Annotated in this window: 13 protein-coding genes; 5 read left to right on the plus strand and 8 right to left on the minus strand. The window is 42.8% G+C overall.

Annotation, left to right across the window (positions count from 1 at the left end; genetic code table 11):
* Positions 1-37 precede the first annotated feature (37 nt).
* From H6G03_RS21510 to H6G03_RS21540, 7 genes are all read right to left on the minus strand, one after another.
* Positions 38-3,628 carry a LamG-like jellyroll fold domain-containing protein gene (locus H6G03_RS21510; RefSeq protein ID WP_190468149.1) on the minus strand — a complete coding sequence of 1,197 codons (3,591 nt, stop codon included), beginning with the start codon at positions 3,626-3,628 and terminating at the stop codon, positions 38-40.
* A gap of 466 nt (positions 3,629-4,094) precedes the next feature.
* On the minus strand, positions 4,095-5,045 hold the full coding sequence (locus tag H6G03_RS21515; protein ID WP_190468152.1) for a glycosyltransferase family 2 protein: 951 nt from the start codon (positions 5,043-5,045) through the stop codon (positions 4,095-4,097).
* A complete protein-coding gene (locus H6G03_RS21520; RefSeq protein ID WP_190468154.1) occupies positions 5,042-5,950 on the minus strand; it encodes a class I SAM-dependent methyltransferase in 909 nt (302 codons plus the stop codon). The genes H6G03_RS21515 and H6G03_RS21520 overlap by 4 nt, the downstream gene beginning before the upstream one ends.
* Before the next feature lie 2 nt (positions 5,951-5,952).
* Positions 5,953-7,062: a glycosyltransferase family 4 protein gene (locus H6G03_RS21525; protein WP_190468157.1), complete on the minus strand. Its 1,110-nt coding sequence runs from the start codon at positions 7,060-7,062 to the stop codon at positions 5,953-5,955.
* Positions 7,052-8,179, minus strand: coding sequence for a glycosyltransferase (locus H6G03_RS21530; RefSeq protein ID WP_190468159.1), 1,128 nt, complete (start codon positions 8,177-8,179; stop codon positions 7,052-7,054). Before H6G03_RS21530 ends, H6G03_RS21525 begins: the two co-directional genes overlap by 11 nt.
* A 15-nt stretch (positions 8,180-8,194) precedes the next feature.
* Complete coding sequence (locus H6G03_RS21535; RefSeq protein ID WP_190468162.1) at positions 8,195-9,190, minus strand: methyltransferase domain-containing protein; 996 nt, start codon at positions 9,188-9,190, stop codon at positions 8,195-8,197.
* Between the two features lie 57 nt (positions 9,191-9,247).
* Positions 9,248-9,973: an O-antigen ligase family protein gene (locus H6G03_RS21540; protein ID WP_407650758.1), complete on the minus strand. Its 726-nt coding sequence runs from the start codon at positions 9,971-9,973 to the stop codon at positions 9,248-9,250.
* A 1,188-nt stretch (positions 9,974-11,161) separates the two neighbouring features.
* On the opposite strand from H6G03_RS21540, the gene H6G03_RS21545 reads away from it, so the two are divergent.
* Positions 11,162-13,372, plus strand: coding sequence for a GumC family protein (locus H6G03_RS21545; RefSeq protein ID WP_190468169.1), 2,211 nt, complete (start codon positions 11,162-11,164; stop codon positions 13,370-13,372).
* Positions 13,373-13,432: 60 nt separating this feature from the next.
* Here the strand turns inward: H6G03_RS21545 and glpK are convergent, their stop codons facing one another.
* Positions 13,433-14,932 (minus strand): glycerol kinase GlpK, encoded by a 1,500-nt coding sequence (gene glpK, locus H6G03_RS21550; protein ID WP_190468172.1) that lies wholly within the window; start codon positions 14,930-14,932, stop codon positions 13,433-13,435.
* Between the two features lie 287 nt (positions 14,933-15,219).
* Here glpK and treZ point away from each other — a divergent pair, with 287 nt between their 5' ends.
* The 4 genes from treZ (at position 15,220) to H6G03_RS21570 (ending at position 24,401) form a co-directional block, all read left to right on the plus strand.
* A complete protein-coding gene (treZ, locus tag H6G03_RS21555) occupies positions 15,220-17,040 on the plus strand; it encodes a malto-oligosyltrehalose trehalohydrolase (protein WP_190468237.1) in 1,821 nt (606 codons plus the stop codon).
* A gap of 706 nt (positions 17,041-17,746) precedes the next feature.
* Entirely contained in the window at positions 17,747-20,107 is a 2,361-nt protein-coding gene (locus tag H6G03_RS21560) for an ATP-binding protein (protein WP_190468175.1), read from the plus strand.
* Between the two features lie 53 nt (positions 20,108-20,160).
* The gene (locus H6G03_RS21565; protein ID WP_190468177.1) at positions 20,161-20,601 is read left to right on the plus strand and encodes a response regulator; all 441 of its coding nucleotides are present in this window, start codon (positions 20,161-20,163) and stop codon (positions 20,599-20,601) included.
* Complete coding sequence (locus H6G03_RS21570) at positions 20,598-24,401, plus strand: response regulator (RefSeq protein WP_190468180.1); 3,804 nt, start codon at positions 20,598-20,600, stop codon at positions 24,399-24,401. Before H6G03_RS21565 ends, H6G03_RS21570 begins: the two co-directional genes overlap by 4 nt.
* Positions 24,402-24,408: the final 7 nt, after the last annotated feature.

The following is a 24,408-nucleotide window of genomic DNA, read 5'->3' on the forward strand; positions in this document are numbered from 1 at the left end:
GCCTGCCCTTTAGGGGGCAGGCAGTCAAAAACCAATATTATAAAGGCTTTGGCAATTTTTGGAGATGTCTATTGAGAAAGTCGGTGTTTAAGGTGTTGATCTCCGTTTGAACTGAAGTGAGTAGAGCAACGACTTGTTGGAGACGATTTTGCAGTTGGGTTTTCTGCGCCGCCAGGTCTGCGCTAGGAGTTTCTAGAATTTTCAGTTCATTTTGCAACTGAGTTAATTTTTCTTGCGCTCGTTGTAACTCAATGGTTTTATTGTCTAGGGCTTGTTTGGCATTGGCAATGTTATTATTGCTGACTCGACCAAGATTGACAATTTTCCACTGTTGATGCCATTGGTAATGAGCTGGCCAAATCCCAATCCGGCGATCGTAATGACCAGCGTAAAAGTCCCAAACATTATTATTGTCCTGACGACTCCGAATGATCCAGTATCCCTCAGAATTTTTCTCCAACTTCCAATGGTAATTCGGAGAGTTCATATCAGCATTCAGATCCCCTTTTGTCGGCTCGCCCACAACAGGAATTTTTAGGGTGCGATCGCTGTAGGAGCTAATAATGCGATAATAACCGGAATCAACCGCTTCAAATTTGAAGTCAATGGTCTTGTCGGCGATATTATCATTACCCGCCAGTATTTCAGTGAAACGATCGAAATAGGCTGTCCATTGTTCAGCATAGTCTCGACAGATGATTTTACACCAGTAGTTAAACAAGTTATTAACTTCTGCCTGATAATTTGTCTGGCATTGATTCAGTTGATTTTGGAGACTACTGATGAGAGCTTGTTGATTGCTGATTTCAGTTTTTTTGGCACTGATTAAGATGGGAAGTTGGGTGGCTGAAATTTGTTCCTGAGCAATAATAGCCGCCAGTTTGCTTTCTATGTCTCGTTTTTCGACAATAATCGTCCCTTCTTGTTGCTCTTTCACCCGCAACATTGGCACTTTGCCTTCTAAGGACAATTGATTATCAGCCAAAGTTGTCAGGTTAACCGTGTCCGTATATCGAGCTTCGGTAATCACATCAGATATTAACTGAATCGTTTGTTTGCGAATATCTAATGTTGTCCAAGTGCCTTTGAGATTACCAATGCCAAAAGAACGTACTAAAGACACGCCATCGGGAACCACAAAGCGGCATTTAGCCTGATACCATCCTCCACCGATATCAATAAATTCGGTGGCATTGGGCGTAATATTAATCCAATCTAAAGAACTGCGATTATTTTTGCCTTTGTAGGTAATCGCAAAAATTTTGCCATTGGCTCCATCCACATTATTCGGATTGACCGCCGGAGTCACTTTAAACTCAAATTCTTCGGAGTATGTCGCCCCTTCAGAGACAGCGAATAGTTCCTCATTTTCGTACTTAATTGCGGGAGTTGTTGTACCTGGAAGGTTGCGGGATAGGGAAACAGCGCTGACATAAGCACCGCCATAAACAATGCCATCATTGTTATTCACGGAAAAATCGAGGACTCGACATTCTTTATCTTCTTCAACCACCGCACCTAATCGCCAGTAACCGACTAAACCGACCTCTTTACCAGTCAGTTGCAGGTACATAGAATCTTTGATCTGGGCTTCTGTGCGGACGATTTTCCAGAGTCGAGCATCGGCGATTTGACCCTTGAAATAATTAATTCCTGCCCCATCTAAACTACAACCAATGTATAGAGGTGTTTTATCTACAATCAAACTGCCACCTGTAGGCCCTTGGGTAATCAGTTTGCCATTGATGTAGGTTTTGGCTGTGGTGCCATCGTTGGTAATAGCGACGTGATTCCATTGATTCCAAGTAATCGCACCATTGGGTGTATCAGGAGCTCCAGCATTACCTGATGATGAAGTATGGAAACGATGGTGAATGAATCCATTACTGTTTAACCAGATATTAAAATTCCGACCCGGTTTGCCGATGATTCCTTGCCAAGCATCAAGAGGATTCTCAGGTTTAATCCAAACTTCTACGGTGTAGGTGGTAATGTGGAAATCAGGATTATCCGGCAAAGCTACATAATCATTCACCCCATCAAAAACCAAACCCCGCCGTTTCAGCGATTCCATTTTTAGGTTAACGGCAGTTCCGGTTTGCCATTTAATATCATCGAGGCTGAAGGTTTTATCGTCAATTTTCGTGACGGTGTAGGTGCCGTTATAATCTCTGGTATCGACAATCTGGACTGATTCCCCAGTATTTAAACCGTGATTGAAGGCGGTAATTCTTAATTTCCCGGTACTGGTAATTTCACAACCCGTTACCGCACCATTAAAAACTAACCCCGTTTGTTCTTCGGGGATAACTTCCCAGTTTCCTAACACTGGACTCGGTGGTGTCACTTCAAAGACATTATCATCTATTTTGGTGATGCCTTGTTGGAAGCTATTGTAGTTGCGAGTTCCACTAATTTTCACTTGGTTAATTTTTGTGGGATCGAGGTTAGTTACCGTTGACGAAACGACATTGACTGCATCTTCTTCTCCCTGTTGCAAACAAGCAATCTGTCCTTGGGGCGGTGGGGTGGTTGTGCCAATGATTTTGACGTTATCTAAGTTGTTTAAGGGTAATAAAACTTGACGAGCCGTATTGCGCCAAATTTTCTCCGTCGCCGTGGGAGCAATTTGCGACAATGTACCATCGCCTGCTACGGCAAAACTGAAGGCTGCCACATTCCCCGTACTCATGGGAATGGCTAACATGACTTTGGTACTATCCCGTAATAACTGCATCCCGTCGTCGGTTTGCTGTTCCCGTTGTACGTCGTATTTCGTAGCGCTTAAACCGCTAACAACCGTCAGAGTTCCTAAATCTAAGGTGCGTTTGATAATCCCGGCAAGACTACGAGGAATCAGATTATCATTTGATTCTTCAAAAACGGTGTAATCTTGCACATCAAACAGCCCCTCTTCTGACATTAGCAGAGTTGTCAGTTCGACTTTCTTGCTTTGGCTGTTGTAGGCAAAAATATGCCAGCGATAAACGTCATTTTCAATAGTGGGAACTAAAACAACAGAAAACCAGCCGTTTTGCAGGTTATTGATTAAACTTAATTCAGTGGTGGGTTCGTAAAAAAATTTCCCATTAATGTCGCGGAAGTCCAGGGTGTCAATATTAGTAAGTCCACTGGCTCCTTTTTTCATGTTTTTACTGGCTTCGTGTTTCTGGCGACTGCGCTTAAACCGTACTTCTAGTTTGCGGTTCAGCTTGTTAGTCATGCCATCTAACACAAATCGGTCTACCAGTAGAGTATTAGATTTGGACTGGCGGAACACATAAACATGACCCAAGGCAGAAATCAGTTGTACAGGTGCAACGGCAGTTTGGTCGAAGGTTTTGTAGCGAGAACGTAAAACAAAACTACTAGAATTGGCCATATCGGTCAATTCTGCGGTTTCTTGGTCGATGACTGACTGGTCATCGTCTTCATTGGGAAATTCTAATTCTTGCCAACTTTCCCAACCTGTTCTTTGTTCCGGTGGTGTGTTGAGGTAGCTGTCTTCAAAACCGTCTTGTTTGACGCTGTACCAAATTTTACCATCGGCATCGGTGGCAACAATTACTACTTTACCCTCGTGGGCAATGGTATTGATATGTTGGAGCTTCTCTTTACTTAGATACATATGATACCAAATGTGTCAACGGTCTTTTTATACATTTAAAAACACGTCTTTAGATAGAGGCGTTATAATTTTTTATTTATCTTAAATATGATTAATTATTTAACCCACATTCCGCACCCTAAAGTGTCACACACGCTCAAAGTAGTGTGGTGAGAGTTTTTGCTTGTTACATATAGGGTTTAGTTGATTTGTCCTATACTAAATATGAGACAAATAGAAGGTGCGACACACTACATCTAGGGGATGGGGAATGTGGGATTTAAGTTGAAAAGTTTAGTTATATATAGTAGTTTGTGTAGAAATATTAATCGCGATCGTCAACAATCTTTTTGCCCGAATGCTAATGCCTACGGAACGCTATAGGCTAAGGCGAACGCGCTGCCTTGGCCTTTGAGAGTGGGTAAGGTACAGTAATTACTCATAGTGGAAGAGTGGAAAAAATTCTGTACCATCAGCGGCTGCAACGCTAAGCAGATCGACTGGTTGTATCCAAAACTTTACTTTTGACAAAATTCAACCCAGCCCTCACGTAAATTTCCAGTTTTTCCGGTAGCGTCACGGAAGAAAGATAACTTTGGACAAGTGGCTGATATTGCGCCTCGATACCTCCATTCGCTTGACAAACACCTATACCCGCCCCCATAAGACAATTAGTATACTTATACAAAGATGGGAATTTCTCCCGTATCCAATAGGCGTGAAGGATTGAGATTCTGGCTGGTCGCAATTTGTCCTTAGTGGTAGCGTTAGCGTTATTACCGTGTATCCGATAAAAACCCAATTCTTTATACACGACAACGCCTTTACTCAGAAATAATGATGGAAAGATTAGAAAGGTTTCGTTGAGCAAAGTTGATTGGTCTTTTTCGGGTATTGGTAAAATTTTTTGGAGGAGCGATCGCCTTGCAGAAATCCCTGAAGTAGAAGAGTAGGGAAAATTTTTACCTGGTTTGCCTTGTTTGGTTTTTTCTCGCAAATCGTACTCCCGAACTGTACCTGCATAGTGATCGGGAATAGATTTATTGTCGGCGATATCCTTCAAATTCACATCCACAAATTTGAGGCGATCGAAACACCAACCCAAGTCTTGCCGATCGCCCAAAGCATTTACAACTTCTGCTACTTTTTTTGACAAATAGAGATCGTCGGCATCCAAAAAACAGATAATATCACCCCGACTGGCGGCAAAACCCGCATTGAACGCCGAAACTTGTCCGCCATTTGGCTTTAGCAATGGAATAATTTTATCCCCGTAACTGGCGATAATTTCTCGCGAATTGTCAGTGGAACCATCATCCACCACAATTACTTCTGTATGGGGATAAGTTTGTTGCAGTGCGCTGTCAATAGCATCTGGCAAGAAGCCTGCGTAGTTATGGTTGTTAATGAGGATGCTAACTAAAGGTTTATCCTTCATGTTTTACTCCCTTGAGGCTGTAAAAGTACCCACCACCAAGCGGCGTCCAAATCTTTCACAGATTTAATTGTATCGGGCAATGATTGAGTTGGCAGGGGGATACGTACAATATTTTCTTGGAGAATTGCAAAACCCGATTCTTGAACGATCGGATACCAAGATGGTAAGCGCAAGCGATTGCACCACCCATGAGTTTTGACGCATCGTCGCGCCCAAGCTTCTTCGTCGTATTCCAAAAATTCCAGCCAATTTCCATTGACGGTGTTGTCATCTTTAATATGGAAGTGATCGCGCAAATCGACGATGTGCAAGTGGATAGCTTCCGGTTTGGAAATACGTCGCAATTCTTGAAATAGTTGCGCTGGTTCCCGAACGTGTTCCAGTACGGATTTGCTGTAAATTATATCTACGGAAGCATCGGGTAATGGGAGGTGTACGCCATCGTAATTAACGTATTCTAACCGACGCGCAATTTCGTTCAAATCGACGCCGTTTAGATGGGCGGTAAGTTGTGGAAATTTGATGCGATCGGTCTCTATACTCCTCAAATAACTTACCAGTTCCTCGTATTCCTTCCCTTCCTGAAACGGAACCTTCATAAAAGGTTCTGTATCCACCATGATCGATCGACTCGCGCCAGCGAGTAGCATCAAAAAAGCAATATCGGGCGAGTTTCCCGTCCCTAACTCCAAACAGACTTTTCCCGTCACAGGAAAGTTGCGATCGCCAATCAGTTGACTGTACCTTTCTAACACATCAACTACTTGCGACGGAACGTGATCTGTCCCTCCTTCAAATTTATTTAAATTTCCTTTGATCGAGCGGACAAAATTACCTAACCAAGGCAGGTTATTCCATAGAAAACTGCGAACGTTAGTTGTAATGGCGGCGATTGTATTTGGCATAATTACTGACTCGCTTCACAATTTTTCAAAACCTGTAATATCTTGTTAGCTATATGATTCCAATTCATGCAATTTTTCATCTTGTCGCGTGCTTTTTCCGACATCGATACCAACATATAATTATCGGAGAGTAACGCCATGATGCGTTCAGCTAAAACTTCAGGTGTAGGCTGAGGAATAACCACACCGTTCACTTCGTTATCGACAATTTCTGGCATTCCATCCTGGGCAGAGACAATACAAGGAACTCCATAATTCATCGCCTCCAATAAAAAGACTGGGAAAGGATCGCAATAGGCCGGTGAAACGACTAAATCTGTGTTCAGAAACAAATCGCGCATATCCGAACGAGATGAAACATGACCGGGATTTTCAATACCATCCCGATCGATTGACATTTTTTTACCGACGATCGTCAACTTAGCATCGGGAAGTGCCTGTTTCACCTTTTTAAAGGCGGCCAATAGTAAATCTCCTCCTTTTCTTTCAAAATCAGAACCGTTAAACAAAATTCGCTTACTGCCAAAGCTTTTCTCCCCTTTATAAGGTTCTGGAAAATTGGCAGAAGCACCTACAACTGTTATTTTTTGAGGTTCTATGCTGTAGTCTTCGATTAAAGAAGTTTTTACGACATTACTCATCGTCAAAATATGATAAGCGCGTGCGTAAGCCAGACGTTCGCAGTCTAGCCAAAAATCAAGTTCTTTAGCGTTACTGAAAGGAGCCCAAGCCGACCAATTTTTCGCAGCCAGAGCCATAGTATAATCCAGGTACATCGCGTAAGGAATGTCGAATTTATCCCAAAATGGACAATACAAGGCAAATAAATGAAAAACTAAATCGGGTCTAAACTCAAATTCTCTAATTTTCTGCTCCGTCTCTTGAGATTTTTTAATAAATGTTTGCTGATTTTTGCGAAAAAACTTCTCGGCTGGCTTGAGGAGAAACTTAGGTAATAAGTTTTTGATTTTTTGCGATCGCCTAGTTTGGGTTAAATTACCTTGCGCTAGATACTCCAAGCGATCGACATGGGGAGACATCGCTTTGAATAGAAGCTGATAGCGCTCTAAAAACAAGGCATCTCCACTAACTAAAACCTTTTTAATTTCCATACTTTCGATTTCCCGAATGCGACTCAACCTGCAACACTTCTAAATACTGTGCGACAGCCTTTTCTAAAGAAAACTCAGCCGCCTTTTGTTGTAGCAATTTTGCATCTACGGGACGATCTAAAGTGCTGATAATTGCCTCTGCCATAGCTTCCGTATCCCCTACAGGTACTAGCTTTCCATACCGCCCATTCTCTAAAATCTCTGCTGGGCCACTTTTGCAGTCGGTAGAGACAGGGGAAGTTCCCGCCGCCATAGCCTCAATAAGTACAGTGGGTAGTCCCTCAAATAAGGAGGAAAGTACAAATACTGCCGATCGCGCCATATAAGCGTAGGGATTCGCCACAAACCCAGGTAAAGCGACATTTTCCGCGACACCCAGCTCGCGCACCAAAGCCTCCAAGTAGGGGCGATCGATCCCCTCACCCAAGATTATCAGCCTAGCCGGACGCTGGCTGTGTACTTTTGCAAAAGCGCGAATAAGTGTAGGAAAGTCTTTCTGCTTCTCTAAACGTCCCACACCTAAAATTACTGGCGGCGAATCGGGCGCAAACCAAGGGTGTTGGGGAAATTCAGTTATTTTTTGGAAAAGCTCTGGGGTGACAACCGGATTGTAGATCGCTTTCAGATTGTCCGACCTAAAACCCAGATTCACCAAATCTTCTGCAACGCCTTGGGATACCGCCACAACTGCATCTGCCTGGGGATAGAACCAGCGTGCTAAATAAGGCCCTATTCGTCTTTTTATCCCTTGCGTTGTGATTTGAGATTCCCAGGAAAGAGTGTTATGTACGCTCACTACTATACGGGTAGATACGCCAGCTAATTTGCGACTCCACAGAGCGATTAAATTAGTATCTTCAAAAGCGGTGAGTAGAGTTGTTGGTTGTGACTGGTGGAGATAACGTACAAAGGCAGGCATACTCAGTAGCAGTCGTTTGTACCCCAAATTGACGACTCGCACCTCTGGCGGTATGAGAGCAAGGAAAGGCCCTTCTGCCCTAACTAAAACTAAGTCTACATTTACACCGCGATCGACAAAACCCCCAATCAAGTTAACGATTACTTTCTCGGCTCCACCACCCGTGAGAGTGGGGTGAAAAATTGCCAGTTTGTCCACCCTTATTTCTCCTTTTTAATAATCAGGGGATATGCCACCTCTAATGCCTTTATAAAGCTGGATCAATTCTCGGTCGGAAAGGATGCGATCGCTCTTTTTACCCATAAAGTAATATCCCGATGCTGCATCGAATGTGCCCGGTTTGTCAACTAAGAAATAATCGAAGTATTTCCACCAAAAGGATGTAAACCGGGCGAACGCTGTCACCAATGCTTGTGCGGCTGTTGATTTGACAAAACTCAACAAAAAGTATTGATAAGCCCAAGCTAGTGCCATTCCCGGCCCGCAAACCACTCCACTAGAAACTTCTTCAAACTTGCGAAATAAACGGCGATGTCCTAAGTAGGTAAAGCGAGTAAAATCATATCTGCCCATGTGAACTTGCTGCATGAACGGAGTTTCTGCATAAACTACCCCATTATCTTTGAGAACTCGGTAAATTTCTTCTACGCATCGTTGGGGATCGACAACGTGCTCCAGTACAGCTTGGGCAATTACGGCATCAAAGCAAGCATCGGCAAAGGGAATATCGTGAGCATCGCAGATTAATTGGGCTGTTGGCCCGAAAGAAACATCGCTGCCGACAATTTCTATTGATGGAACTGATAAGAGAGCTTCCATTCCTTGCCCCAATATGCCACCACCCAGGACGAGAACTTTAGGGGTTGGGCTTAGTTTTTGAACTTGAAGGGCAAACATTTCATAATTCTCTTTCGTCCTCAGATTGGCCGAAATTGCTGGCACTAAATTCATCAATAACCGTTGAATTTTTGTTTTCGGTTTGATGTTGAAAGTGGTACTTTCGTAATTAATAAAATCTTTGAGGTTAAAAATACTGGCTGATTCATTTATTAAAACAGGTACGCCATCTATTACTGGAAACACGGTTTGGCACTGGTAATTGGTGCATTTTAATTTTTCGGTTGCCAATTCCAGTTTTGACTTACAAACCGGACAGCGGAGCATTTTTTGTGTGTTTTCGGTTAGTTCGATCTGGGTAGTTGCAGGCATAGGGTCTTTCGGGTTTATCGTGGAAAATGTTTGTCTATGTTAGGCGTGACATAAATTTTAAGTAGTTTCAGCTAAACTTTCTTGTTCTGGGTATTGGGTAAATAAACTCGGCTCTCGCGGTCGCATAGTCCTGGCAGAAAAGGCGGCTGCGGAATAAAATATCCAGAGGAGAGAGTTGACTTCTAAATTGGTACTTTCGGTGATGTTATACATAAAGAAATAGGTGACGTACAAAAGGGGCCACAAATCTTCTGGGTCTTTAGTGAAACGCACCCAAGTAATTCCTCGGATGTAAGTTGATACCATACTAAGTACAAAAAACATCAGCCCCAGCAAGCCAAGTTCGGCAGCTACATTGATAAAGCCATTGTGAGCTTGGGAGACTCTGATGCGAAGGTAATCCCAAACAGCCTTTTCTCCTGCACCGCCGTCGGCGAAGAATGCTTGAAACCCGTAGCCTAACCAAGGACGTTGGCTGATGAGATTGATGGAAGCTTCCCAAATATATGTACGACCTGTGAGGGAGGGATCTTTGCCCAGTTTAAATAGAAAAGGTTCCCAATTTTCCACCAAAAATGTCAGGACACTGCCACCTATTAATATGATGGTAATTAAAAAAGGAACGAGTATAGAGCCGGTCGATCGCAAAGCTTTGTAGAGAGGGACAAGAGCGGTCAGGGTTAAAATAATGAGCAAGGCGCTTTTGGAATTTGTCAGTTGAATCAGCAGAACCGCAATACCGAATACAGTCCACCATATGAAACGGTGTTTGCGACTGCCCAAGGCAACCAGTAAAATTGGTAGACCGTATGCAACCAGAAAGCGAGCAAAAATATTTTTCTGCAAAAAAGGCCCCCGCCAGCATCCCGCATTAAATCCGGTTTCTACTGCGGCTCCCCGAAATGCTAGGGAATACAATAAACTAAATACGGCGGCAATACCGACGGCGACGGCAAATATGCGGACTAGCTCTTTGACGCTAAAACGGGAAGCCAAGTACAACCCAAACAAGGTGGTCAGCAACATTAATCTACCTTGTTTTTGGGATATGTCTGGAAAATCAGACCACATAAAAGAGCTGACAACAATTATCATCAAACCCCACATAAATGGGTCTCTTAAAGCCGGACGGATAACAGTTTTTAAGCGTGCTAGAAGTAGGCAAATAGTGGCTCCGTAAGTGAGATACCTTACGACTGAAAATATTTTGTCGAACGGGGAAGAAACTGAAGATTCTCCCGAATCGGAGCCATTGTAATAGCTTGCTATGCTTAATACTCCTGTGAAAACTAGCAAGGCGAAAATTGCCAATCTCTTTTCCAGTACGGGATTCACAACTTTAGCTGATGGTAAACAACTTTTGGGTTAATCTTGAGTTTTTATGGCTATGCGATCGCCGCTACTTAACAAGTTTTTACATTATTTCTTGTTTTTTCAGTCGTTAGTCTGAGCTATAGGCCGGACAGCCGTCAGTCAGGAGTGGAATTATTCCGCACCACGATAACACAATATAGGGCACGTCACCAGGTACGCGCAATCGATTCTACCCACTCTGGGTGAGGGGGAAGCGAAGCTTGCACTGTAGCCTATATGAGGTTGCTGAGGTTGCTTCTTATGTGTGCCAACAAAGGAGATAGGCGGAGCGAACCCACGATCGATCGACTAAATTTTAGATTGACTGGATTAGACATCTCCTCCAAAAGAATCTCAAAGGGCAGGCAGAATGCCTACCCCACAATAATTTTTGAAGATGTCTATTGTACTGTATTCAGTTCGGACATATACAATAAAAGCATTACCAATGCAGTTAAAGTAGTTTTTCTCTAGGAATACGATCGCTCGCTACGCACAAATCAACTCATCTAGGCTGAGCCAAAAAGCTTACAGCCACAAGAATCCCAGAATCCTACGGCGACCGTGCTATCTGTCCTTACCAAAAATTTCCCAACGTTCTCTCTCGATCGCACTTTTATGGAATCTAGACAATACACCGAAGACATAGATCTTAAAAAATACTGGCTTATCCTCAGACGCCGCTGGTTGCCATCAGGGCTGGTATTTGTGCTTGTTGTTACACTCGCTACCGCAGCTGCTTTGATTAAAAAGCCTAATTACGAAGCCGCAGGAAGGCTTTTATTTAAAAAGAAAAATACGACTTCTTCCCTAGTAACCGAGGCGGGAGAAAAAATCGGACAATTGGATACTCTAAACATGATGAATACACCTGTGGACACAGAAGCCCAGGTACTTCTTTCGATGCCAATTATCCAAAAGACGATCGAGTCGCTCAACCTCAAAGATGCACAAGGTAAATTTATACCGCCAGCAGCCTTTTTAGTAGGGGTGGGTGTGAAACCAATTAAGGGAACTGATGTTTTGCAGGTTACCTATAAAAGCAGAGATCCCAAGCAAGCCGCAGATGCAGTTAACCAACTGATGAATGCCTACGTAGAGATGAATATACTCACAAACCGAGCTGAGGCGGCGGCGGCGAGGGAGTTTATTGCCAAGGAGTTACCGAAAGTTCTCGCTACCGTTCGTCAAGCAGAAGCAGCTTTACGCAAATATAGAGAACAAAACAACATTGTGGCTTTGCAACAAGAAGCTATTATGGCTGTGGACGCTATCACCGGTATAGACAGACAACTTACCACAGCTCAGGCTCAGCTTGCAGATGCAACGGCGCGAGCTTCGGAAATTCAGAAAAAGATTAATTTGACTTCTCAGCAAGCTGTAAATCTCAGCTCTGCGAGTCAGTCTACGGGAGTTCAGCAGACATTAGAAGAACTCCAAAAAGTGGAAGCTCAGCTGACTCTGGAGCGCACTCGCTTTCAGGAAACGCACCCTCTGATAATTGATTTGGTTGATAAGAGAAATTCCCTCAAAGCTCTGCTACAGCAACGGGTAGGAGAAACTCTAGGCAAAGACGTACCAGTATCCAACGGGAATTTACAATTAGGCGATGTTAAACAAAAACTGACTGAAGATCTTGTCACTACAGAAGCGGAACGTTTGGGTTTGCTCAATCAAGTAACTAGCCTCAGTCGCGCCAGAACTGCTTACCAACAACGAGCTAGTGTTATACCCAAATTGCAACAGGGGGAAAAGGATCTAGAACGGCAAGTAGAAGCGGCTCAAGCTAGCTATCAGATTCTGTTAAAGAATTACCAAGAAGTACAAATTGCGGAAAATCAAAATGTCGGTAATGCTCGCGTGATTGAATACGCTAGCATTCCTGGAATGCCTGCTGATGATAAGAGAAAATTAATTATAGCTGCGGGAATTGTGGCAGGCGCAATGCTTTATGTAGTTACTGCTTTCCTTTTCGATTTGGCAGATCCATCGCTGAAAACTGCGAAAGAGGTGCGGGAAATATTCAAATATACCGTGCTGGGAATGATTCCTTCTTTTAAGAAGAAAATGCGGTTTCGCTTTGGCAAACACGATCCGATCGTACCGCCACTTCCGGTTCAAGACTCTCCTCATTCCATTATCAGCGAAACTTACCGAATGCTTCAGGCTAACCTGAAGTTTCTCAGTCCCGATCGCCCTTTGAAAGTTATTGTAGTCACAAGTTCTGTTTCCAAAGAAGGGAAATCCACAGTTTCGGCTAATTTGGCGACAGCAATGGCGCAATTGGGACGCCGGGTGTTGTTGATCGATGGGGATCTGCATCATCCCATCCAACATCACATTTGGGATTTAACTAATGTGGCGGGATTGAGCGATGTAATTGTCGGTCAAGCTGATGTGAAAATGGCTGTAAAATCGGTGATGGATAACCTCGATGTGCTGCCATCTGGAGTCATACCTCCCAATCCCTTGGCACTTCTGGATTCTCAGCGGATGACTTCTTTAATTGCGGATTTTTCCACGGATTATAATTTCGTAATTATCGATACGCCTCCCCTGGTACTTGTGCCGGACGCTCTCAGTTTGGGTAAATTGAGCGATGGTGTTTTAGTCGTAGTTCGTCCGGGTGTTTTGGATGCTGTGAGCGCTGCTGCTGCTAAGAGTTTTTTGGTGCAATCGGGTCAGAATATTCTCGGTTTAGTAGTCAATGGCGTGATTATCGAAAACGAACCGGACAGTTACTTCCACCACGCACGAGCATACTATCAGGAGTCTACCACCTCGAAAGTGCCTGCGTCGAGAAGTGAGAACGTTAGTTCGCGATCGTAATAGCAGAGGAGTGGGGGAGTGGGGGAGTGGGAGAGTGGGAGAGTGGGGGAAAACTACTCGTTACTCTGTCCAGTGTTTGGCTCTTTCTACTGCTTTTTGCCACTTTTTGTAGTTCGCTTGTGCTTGGGTGGCTCCTTCATCAGGGTGAAAAATTCGATCGACTTCTCGACTGGCGGTTAGTGTTGTATAATCTGGCCAGAAACCAATTGCCAAACCGGCAGCAAAGGCGGCTCCTTGTGCGGAAGCATCGAGAATAACGGGACGTTCTACTGGTATGCCTAATACATCGGCTTGCAATTGCATTAAAAAGTTATTTTGACAAGCGCCCCCGTCTACTTTTAACATATTTATATTGGTATCGCTGTCTTGGTTAATTGCTTCTACGACTTCTTTGACTTGAAATGCGATCGCTTCTAATACCGCCCTCACCATATGTTCTCGCTGCACTCCGGCGGTAATGCCGAAAAATGCTCCCCTCGCAGTCATATCCCAGTGGGGCGCACCCAATCCGCTTAAAGCTGGTACAAAGTAAACGCCGTTGTGATCGGTTACCCGTTGCGCCATCATTTCTGTATCGCTAGCGGCAGTAATTAGTTTAATGCCATCCCGCAACCATTGTATGCAAGCACCTGTGGTGAAGATACTTCCTTCAATGGCATAACCGGCTTTATTTGTTTGTGTCCAAGCTATTGTGGAGAGGAGTTGATTGTGCGATCGCGCTATCTTATCCCCTGTATGGGCAACTAGAAAGCAACCTGTGCCGTATGTGCATTTCAATAAACCGGGCCGATCGCATCCGTGAGCGAACAACGACGCCTGTTGATCTCCCAAAATAGCAGTTATCGGAATCGAAACTCCTAATATTTCCGGTTGAGTGTAACCGAATAATCCCAAACTCGGCTGAATTTTCGGCAACAAATGAGGGGGAATTCCAAATATTTCTAATAGTTTATCATCCCACTTTCTCGTTGTCAAATTCATCAACAAAGTGCGGCTGGCATTGCTATCATCGGTGGCGTGAACTTGTCCGCCTGTGAGATTCCACAATATCCAAGCATCAATCGTGCCTGCTAAAATATGATTCAAATCGATGGGTGGATATTCCCGTTGAATATATTCAAGTAACCAAGCTAACTTAGTGGCAGAAAAGTAAGCATCTAAAATTAATCCTGTGCGCTGATAGATATCTTCAGCATGACCTTGCTGCTTGAGACGATCGCACATCGGTGCAGTCCGTCTATCTTGCCAAACTATGGCATTATACAACGGTCGCCCTGTCGTTTTATCCCACAACAAACAAGTTTCTCGCTGTACCGTTAGTCCTATGGCCGCTACTTCTGTTGCAGCTATTCCCGCCTTCTGCAAAGCAGTTTGCATCGCCCAACAGGTATCTTGCCAAATTTCTCTGGGGTCGTGTTCTAGCCAACCCGGTTCCGGATAATATTGAGTCAATTCTTTATATGCCGAATTGACAATTTTACCTTCTTTATCAAAGATAATCGCTCTATTTCCGGTGGTGCCGAGATCGAGGGCGAGAATGTAGGATTTTGAATTGTTCATTAGAGGCTTTTGTTAAAGGTATTTAATTAGACATCTCCAGAAAAGAATCTTAAAGGGCAGGATGCCTACCCCACAATAATTTTGGGAGATGTCTATTGTAGGTGGGGGTTTGGCAGCGCTCCGAAGGATATGCTTTCGGAATTATACCTAAAGAAAGAGGTTAACTATCTGTTTATTCGGGAAAATCGGCAAGAAAGTTTTCTGGGCTGGGATCTGATTGTTTGCCGATAAATTTGAAACGAGAATTCTAAAAATTTACTATGACACAAGAGCAAGCGGCATTGAGGATGAAAATTGGCTCGAATTATCTGGGTAAGGGTCGTTGCGAATTTACCGTTTGGGCACCTTATCTTCAAGAGGTAGCCGTACAAATTATTTCACCAGAAGATCGCCTTATTCCAATGGTACAAGACGATCGCGGATACTGGAAAGTAACAGCTGAAGATGTCGAGCCGGGAACGCTCTATTTTTATAAGCTGGAAGGTTCTCTAGAAAGACCAGATCCAGCATCGCACTTTCAACCGGAGAGCGTACATGGCCCTTCTCAGGTAGTCGATCGCAACACGATGCAGTGGAACGATCGCGAGTGGTCTGGCGTTCCCCTGGAAGAAATGATTATCTACGAATTGCACGTCGGTACGTTTACTCCCGCAGGGACTTTTGATGCCATTATTCCCCGACTCAAGGAACTGCACGAACTGGGAGTGAATGCGATCGAAATTATGCCGATCGCGCAATTTCCAGGCAATCGCAACTGGGGCTATGATGGTGCCTATCTCTATGCGGTGCAGAATTCCTACGGTGGCCCAGAAGCATTAAAGGAACTCGTGAATGCCTGTCACCAGCAGGGTATAGCGGTAATTCTCGATGTCGTTTATAACCATTTTGGCCCAGAAGGAAACTACATCGGTAACTTTGGCCCTTTCTATACAGCCACCTACAAAACGCCTTGGGGCAATGCGATTAATTTTGATGATGCTCGCAGCGAAGGTGTGCGTAATTTCTTTATCGAAAATGCGCTGTATTGGTTTGAAGATTATCACATTGATGCCCTACGTTTGGATGCAGTCCATGCGATTTACGACTTGGGTGCCAAACACATTCTCTACGAACTTTCGGAAAGGGTGGATGCACTTGCCGAGCAGCTGGGTAAGAAACTTTATTTAATTGCGGAAAGCGATTTAAATGATGTGCGGGTGATACGCGATCGCTCTTTAGGCGGTCATGGCATTCACGCTCAGTGGAGCGACGATTTCCATCACACCCTACACACATTGCTAACGGGTGAGAATATTGGCTATTACAAAGATTTCGATAAGTGCGAATATCTGGCAACAGCCATCAAGGAAACTTTTGTTTATTCCTGGAAATTTTCCCCGTTCCGACGGCGATATCATGGCAGCGATGCTAGAGATTTTCCCGGCCACCAATTTGTCGTTTGCATCCAAAATCACGACCAAGTAGGCAATCGAATGCTCGGTGAAAGATTGTCGAAGCTGGTTTCTTTTGAAGCTCTCAAATTAGCTGCTGGCACTCTCTTGCTTTCACCTAATATTCCCCTACTTTTTATGGGGGAAGAGTATGGTGAAGAAGCGCCTTTCCTCTACTTCATCAGTCACACAGACCAAGTGCTAGTTGAAGCGGTCAGAAACGGCAGAAAGGAGGAATTTAAAGATTTTCACCTGGAAGGAGAGTTTCAAGACCCCTTCAGTTACTTGACTTTCTTTAAGTCCAAACTGAAATGGCAAAAACGCCAAGAAGGGAAGCACAAAGTTCTCTTAGAACTTTATCAGTATTTAATTCAGTTGCGCCGCACGCTTCCCCCTCTGAAAAAGCTAGACAAGCAAAATTTAGAGGTGTCGTGCAATGAAACAGATAAACTGGTGCAAGTTTGTCGTTGGAGTGATAAAAGTCAGGTATTTTATGTGCTGAATTTCAACGATAAAGAAGTTAGTTTTAAAGCTGCTGCTAACAGCGGTAATTGGCACAAGGTTCTAGATTCTGCCGATGAAAAGTGGATGGGTACTGGCTCCACTTTACCAGAACTATTTGCAGGGGAGGAGAAATTGACAATTCAGCCACAGAGTTTCGCACTATTTAGTTTGTAGTGGGGAGTAGGGTGCGTTCCGGCACCTTACAATATTTTTAGGCTGTTTGGGGTTTATGGTAAAAAATTTTCGCTTTTATTACAGATGAATGCGATCGATGGGTTAAGGCACAGTTCTTTAACGATCGGTTTTTTCCGCTCACCGATCGCCTGTGTCTAACCTACTCTACACTTGAATATAATTTTCAGCTGCAAACTGCTATATACCGCGCATTGAAATATGATATTATACAATAAGTTTCGATTGCTGACAATATTTAACCCCTAAAAATATTCAGATTCCCGAACCAGTACAGGCATAGTTGTTTTGCGTTTGGTTGTGTAGTGTACGGTTGCTACGGAGCGTAATTTGCTGTATAGAGAGAAGTAACGCGAGTTAAAATAGTTTCTGACTGAAAATGGGCAGAAACTTTATGTAGATTGGGTTTTAGGGAAAAGAGGCGATCGCTTCGCAGGCAGCACGGCGACTAGAATCCAATCGGTTTGCGATCGCATAACCGTAGAAGTTTCCATCCTCTAGGGTGTCCGCATCAGTAAATATACGTAAATCGGACGAACATATTTTAGTTAATTTTTGGGATCTTATTTATACTTAATACAGGCGAAAATTAATTGAGCCCTTGCTGTCAACAAGACTTTAATCATACAAGATGAATCATAGGAGAGCGATTAATTAGCTTATGTTGTCGAAAATAGGAGAAAATAATATGAACTTAACGGAGTTTATTACAGCTAACAATGTTAATTTAAATAATTGCGATCGCGAACAGATTCATCTTCCCGGTTCGATTCAACCTCATGGGGTTTTGTTTGTGCTATCGGAGCCAGATTTGCAGGTGGAACAAGTCAGTAACAACACCGAGATATTTCTAGGCATTTCCCCAGATTCCCTATTAGGCCAAAATCTCGCCATTTTGTTTGATGATGAACAAATTGGCAAAATCCAAAACTGCCTCAACGGCGATTTTGAAAATATTAATCCGTTAAAATTATTTGCTAATTTTGGCGGCCTAAGTATTGAATTAGATGGCATTATTCATCGCTCAGATAGAGGTAAAATAATTTTAGAAATCGAGCGAACGGATCATCCAGAAGATCGGAGCTTTTTTGGCTTTCACAAACTGACGAAAAGTACGCTCACCAAAATGCAAAAAGCAGCCAATTTGCGAGAGCTATGTAGAGTTATTGTGGCAGAAATTCGCCAGATTACAGGTTTCGATCGCGTCATGGCTTACCAATTTGATGCCGATGGAGCCGGTACAGTAATTGCCGAAGATAAACCAGATGAATGGGAAACCTATTTAGGATTGCGTTATCCGGATTCAGACATTCCCAAACAAGCGAAGCACTTATACACTCTCAATTGGTTGAGGTTAATTCCTGATGTTGATTACCAACCTGTTCCCATTGTCTGCCATACCCAAGATGGAGACAATTCTCCCCTCGACTTAAGCTTCAGCGTGCTGCGGAGTGTGTCTCCCATTCACATAAAATATCTCAAAAATATGGGAGTGGGCGCTTCTATGTCAATCTCCATAATTAAAAATAGGAAACTGTGGGGATTAATTGCTTGTCATCATCAAAAAACCAAGTATATTCCCTATTCTATCCGGACTGCTTGCGAATTTTTGGGGCAAGTGATGTCCTTAGAAATAGCTGGCAAAGAAGATTATGAAGATTTGGATTATAAAATTCGCATCAAGTCGATGCAGTCCCAATTAATTGATGCGGTTTCCCAATCAGAAGATTTTACAGATGTTTTGCTGGAAAACAGCACCAGCTTATTAGCAGCGGTAGGTGCAGAAGGAGCCGCTATCTGTAGGGATAAGGAGATAATTAGAATTGGTAAAACTCCAGAAATAGTGCAAATTCAGGATTTACTGGCTTGGTTGCCAGAACGATTCGAGCGAGACTTATTTGTGACAGATTGTTTACCTAAAATTTATCCCAAATCTGAAAATTTTCAGGCAGTTGGTAGCGGTTTATTAGCTCTAGCAATTAGTAAAATCCGCCAAAAGTACATCCTGTGGTTTCGTTCGGAACAAATTCAATTGGTAGATTGGGCTGGCAATCCGAATAAAACTAATCGAATTGAGTCAGATGGCAGCCTAACTATTTTTCCCCGCAAATCTTTTGAAAAATGGCAAGAAACCGTTTACGGTAAATCTTTGCCTTGGCAACCTTGGGAAATTGATGGCGCATTGGATTTGAGAAGCGCAATTGTGGGAATTGTCATGCGAAAAGCGGACGAATTAGCTGCGGTTAACTTGGAATTACAACGCAGTAATAGCGAATTGGATGCTTTTGCTTATATTGCTTCTCACGACTTAAAAGAACCTTTGCGCGGTATTCACAATTACGCAACTTTTCTGCTGGAAGATTATGGGAATATCCTTGATGCGGAAGGAACGGAAAAACTGGGAACTATGGTGCGCCTCACCAAGCGGATGGAAGATTTAATTAACGCTTTGTTACATTTTTCCCGATTGGGGCGACAAGAGTTGAATATGGCGTATATCGATTTAAATAATTTAGTCCAAATCGTAGCCGATCTGCTTCGTATTAGCAGCGACAATAATCATTTTTTGATTCAAATTCCACAAAAACTACCAATGGTGCAGGGCGATCGCATTTTAATTGAAGAAGTTTTTACGAACCTAATTACGAATGCTTTGAAATACAATAGACATCTCCAGAAAATTATCTCAAACGCAGGCAGGATGCCTACCCCACAAGAATTTTTGGAGATGTCTAATGAAAGTCCAGAAAAGTTGGTAGAAGTAGGTTTTCTCGACAACCATCCCCCAAATGTAAAGAATTTTATGGAAAATTCTCCAAATCAATTCTGGACTATCTACGTGCGAGATAATGGGATTGGGATTAGGGAAAAGCATTTAGATAGCATCTTCCGGATTTTCAAACGCCTGCACTCTCCTGGGAAGTACGGCGGCGGCACCGGCGCGGGGCTAACTATTGTTAAGAAGATTGTAGAGCGACACGGCGGCACAATCTGGGTAGAATCTAACTACGGGGAAGGCAGTACCTTTTATTTCACATTACCGAAATGAGCTTAAATACTTAATGATTCTTACAAAATGTTAAATCTGCTAAGGGGAGAAAAATGATTTTAGTTGTTGAAGATAGCGATGAAGATTTTACCGCCTTGGAAAGGGTGCTAAAACAATCGTTATGTAAAGCTCCAATTCATCGGGTGCGGGATGGAGACGAAGCCATTGACTATCTCTATCGCCAAGGCCCTTACGCCAATGCGGAACAGGCACCCCGTCCGTCGATAATTTTGATGGATTTGAATTTACCCGGAACTGATGGAAGAGATGTGATTCAACAAATCAAGCACGATTATACTTTAAAAATTATTCCAGTTGTGGTGCTGACTTCTTCGTCTAATCCCAAGGATGTTAGAGATTGTTACCAGAACGGTACGAACAGTTATATGCTCAAACCAATGGGGCTAGAACAATTAAAATTTACCATCACAGATTTTTTGCATTATTGGCTTGAATTGGCAATTATACCAGATAGTAGTATTAATCAAAAATGAGCGAGCGAAAAAGTGTTTTAATCATTGATGATGCGGCAGAAGATAGAACTGCTTATCGTCGCTTTTTAGAAAAAGAAAACACATATAAATATCGCTTTATAGAAGCTGAATTGGTGGCAGAAGGTTTGAGCTATTGTCAGCAGGAACTACCTGATGTGATTCTGCTAGATTTTGTGCTGCCCGATGCAGATGGAGTGGAGTTTATCGAGCAACTGAAGTTACAAAAAAATTGTTCCCAGTTACCGATAATTATGCTCACCGGACAGGGAAACGAAGAAATTGCTGTCCAAGCGATGAAAAGCGGGGCGCAAGATTATCTCGTGAAGGGTAAATTAACAGCAGAAGTTCTCTGTCGCTGCGTTCGCAATATAATTGAAAAATTTGAATTAATTTCTACATTAGAGAGACAACAGGAACAGGAACGATTAATTGCAGAAATTTCTCTGCGAATTCGCCAATCATTAGACATACAAAACGTGCTGGATCGAACTGTAGTGGAAGTACGGCAGCTATTGAAGGCAGACCGAGTTTTAGTTTACCAGTTCGCTCCGGATATGAGCGGTAAAATTGTGGCAGAGTCGGTGTTGCCTCAATGGAAAAGTTCTTTGAATGAGGACATCAAAGATACTTGCTTTGAGCAAAATAAGGCGGTAGAATACCGCCTGGGTAAAAAACGTGCGATCGCAGATATTTACACCGCCGGATTAACCGATTGCCATATTGAGCTTTTAGAAAAATTTGAAGTTAAAGCAAATTTGGTCGTACCGATTTCGATCCAACGTCAAGTTTCGGAAATAACTGCTGGGGAAATTCCACTAGATTCCCAACCATTATCTTATCTTTGGGGGTTACTGATTGCCCATCAATGTTCCGATACCCGTAACTGGAAAACGTGGGAGTTGCATTTTCTCGATCGCTTGGGCGTACAAATTGCCATTGCCATTCAACAAGCTAGCGCCTTAGCGCAAGCAAAATTTGAATTGGCAGAACGACGAAAAGCCGAAATCGCCTTAGCACAACTCAACGTCGAATTAGAGCAAAGAATTGCTCAACGTACTGCGGAACTGACTTTAGTCAACAAGAATCTTATTCAAGAGATTGCAGAACATCAAAAAACAGAAGCAGCGCTGAATTTACAAATCGAACGTTTGAATAAACTTTATCAGTTAGTAGCTGCACTCAACAAAGGCAATACCCTAGAAGAGATCTATCAAATTGGCTTGGAAGGGATACAACAAGCTCTCAAAGCGCCTTGTGCTACCCTTATGAGGGTAGGTGCAAACCAAATTTTCTGCCATGAAGCTTATGCTGCCCAAAAAGATAGTTGTAACAAACACATAGCAGCTTATTTTGAATCTTTCTTCGCACTGCTCAATACTGAGAAAATGGTGCTTTGGAATTGTCAAGAGCAGGAGGAAATTACACCGGAAATGGACGAGACGGAGGCAAATAAAAAAATTAAAGCATCTGCCTGTTTTCCACTGCGTTATCAAAATAATTTCCTGGGCAAAATCGTCGTTTTATACACTACAAATCATCTGTTTACTAAAGACGAAATTAGATTGGCTAAAACTATCGCCACTTACGTCGCTACTACTTTAACGCGCAAGCAAGGAGAAATCGCTTTACAGCGCAGCGAATCTCGCTTCCGGCGGTTGTTTGAATCGAACGTAGTTGGTATTGGTTTTGTCAGTATAGATGGGCAAATTATCGATGTAAACAATCATTTTTTATCAATGCTGGCTTACACCAGGGAAGATTTACAAGCGGGTAGATTGCGATGGGATACGATCGCACCACCAGAGTTTGCGGAAGCCGATCGATATGTACTCGAAGAACTTCGGTCTACAGGCTCCCTGGTACCTCAAGAAAAAGAGTATCTCACTAAAGATGGTCGCCGCGTCCCAGTATTGTTGGGTGCTGTGCAGTTAGAGGACGATCCGAATCAAGCAATTGCTGTGGTGTTGGATATTAGCGATCGCAAACGCGCAGAAATCGCTCTCCAAAAACAGTACGAACGCGAAAACTTGATTTTGACAATTACCCAACGCATTCGGGAAAACTTAGACCTAGAAACGATTCTCAATACCGCCGTAGAGCAAATTCATCAAGTTTTGCAAGCCGATCGCGTCTTAGTTTATCGAGTTTTTCCTAACCGCAGCGGTCAAGTAATTGCTGAAAGTATCAGTCCGGGTTTGACTGGAATTTTAAATCAAACTTACTCTGAAAAACTATTTCCAGAATACCTATATGAAAGCTATAAAAATGGCAAAATATTTGCTATTTCAGAATTAGAAAAAGAGCCATATAGTGATTGTTTAAAAGATTTCATAAAAACGCTGCAAGTGCTTTCCCAACTGTGTATTCCCATTATTAAACAACAAAATTTATGGGGTTTGTTAGTTGTCCACCAGTGTGCTTATGTTCGCGAATGGGAAACTTGGGAAAAAGAATTAATGAAGCAACTGGCAGAGCAATTAGCGATCGCCATTCAGCAATCGGAACTATACCAACAAGTGCAATTTGAATTGGCAGAAAGAGAACGATCTTTAGCAGAACAAAGGAAAATCAAAAAGGAATTGGAGGAAAGCAATAAAAATTTAGCGCTCCTCAATAGCCAATTAGCTCGTGCAACTCGCCTCAAAGATGAATTTCTGGCTAACATGAGTCACGAATTGCGAACTCCTCTCAATGTGATTTTAGGAATGTCGGAAGGATTGTTAGATGAAGTTTACGGTTCTTTGACAGACCGACAGCGAAAAGCGATTGTTATGCTTGAAAAAAGCGGTCAACATCTGTTAGATTTGATCCAAGATATTCTCGACCTTTCTAAAATAGAATCAGGCCAACTCGAATTGCAAATTACAAGAGTGCCTATCCGGAATTTGTGCGATTCTAGTATAGCTTTTGTGCGCCAACTAGCCCAGCAAAAAAATATTAAATTAATTACCGAAATTACGGGCGATATCGATGAAATTCCGGTAGACGATCGGCGAATGCGCCAAGCCCTGATCAATTTGCTCACCAATGCCGTAAAATTTACTCCAGATCGCGGTCAAGTAACCCTAGAAGTTTATACCAGCCAAACTACGCAAACGATATCTTTTAAGGTAAAAGATACTGGCATTGGCATTGCCGAAGAAGACATTGGCAAACTTTTTCAATCCTTTGTTCAAATTGACAGCAAATTGAACCGTCAATACGCCGGTACCGGCTTGGGTTTAGCTTTAGTGCGGCGCATTGTGGAAATGCACGGTGGCCAAGTTTCTGTAGTCAGCGAACTCGGTCGAGGTAGCGAATTTACAGTTTTGTTACCGTACCAAGGCAATCTCAAGCTCGATCGAGCTTTATCTATATTACCGAGAAACGATTCTGAGCGAAACTCAGAAATTATTAAGACTGGTTTAACCGCCAAAAAATCTCTATCTCCTTTGCTTTTGTTGGTAGAAGATAACGAAGAGAATATCGAAACATTTGTTAATTATTTCCAAGAAGAAGGCTATCAATTTGCGGTCGCTCGTAATGGCTTAGATGGCTTTAATTTAACCAGAAAACTTCAACCTCAATTGATTCTTATGGATATTCAAATGCCACAAGTAGATGGATTAACAGCGATTCAAATGATTCGTAATGAGGGTATAAATACTCCCATCATTGCCTTAACTGCCTTAGCCATGCCAGGAGACAAAGAAAAATGCTTAAGTGTCGGCGCAAATGAATATTTAACTAAACCTGTGAGATTAAAAAATTTGAAAAACCTCATCGATAAATTTGTTTATCCAGATGTCACAATAGAGTAAGATAGCC

The organism is Aerosakkonema funiforme FACHB-1375 (assembly GCF_014696265.1).
In the GTDB taxonomy this organism is placed as follows: Bacteria; Cyanobacteriota; Cyanobacteriia; order Cyanobacteriales; family Aerosakkonemataceae; genus Aerosakkonema; species Aerosakkonema funiforme_A.

Excerpts from the sequence above, each read along its gene's own strand:
- H6G03_RS21510 (WP_190468149.1), bottom strand. The coding sequence starts at position 3,628 with ATGTATCTAAGTAAAGAGAAGCTCCAACATATCAATACCATTGCCCAC.
- H6G03_RS21515 (WP_190468152.1), bottom strand. The coding sequence starts at position 5,045 with ATGAAGGATAAACCTTTAGTTAGCATCCTCATTAACAACCATAACTAC.
- H6G03_RS21520 (WP_190468154.1), bottom strand. The coding sequence starts at position 5,950 with ATGCCAAATACAATCGCCGCCATTACAACTAACGTTCGCAGTTTTCTA.
- H6G03_RS21525 (WP_190468157.1), bottom strand. The coding sequence starts at position 7,062 with ATGGAAATTAAAAAGGTTTTAGTTAGTGGAGATGCCTTGTTTTTAGAG.
- H6G03_RS21535 (WP_190468162.1), bottom strand. The coding sequence starts at position 9,190 with ATGCCTGCAACTACCCAGATCGAACTAACCGAAAACACACAAAAAATG.
- H6G03_RS21545 (WP_190468169.1), top strand. The coding sequence starts at position 11,162 with ATGGAATCTAGACAATACACCGAAGACATAGATCTTAAAAAATACTGG.
- glpK (WP_190468172.1), bottom strand. The coding sequence starts at position 14,932 with ATGAACAATTCAAAATCCTACATTCTCGCCCTCGATCTCGGCACCACC.
- treZ (WP_190468237.1), top strand. The coding sequence starts at position 15,220 with ATGAAAATTGGCTCGAATTATCTGGGTAAGGGTCGTTGCGAATTTACC.
- H6G03_RS21560 (WP_190468175.1), top strand. The coding sequence starts at position 17,747 with ATGAACTTAACGGAGTTTATTACAGCTAACAATGTTAATTTAAATAAT.
- H6G03_RS21565 (WP_190468177.1), top strand. The coding sequence starts at position 20,161 with ATGATTTTAGTTGTTGAAGATAGCGATGAAGATTTTACCGCCTTGGAA.
- H6G03_RS21570 (WP_190468180.1), top strand. The coding sequence starts at position 20,598 with ATGAGCGAGCGAAAAAGTGTTTTAATCATTGATGATGCGGCAGAAGAT.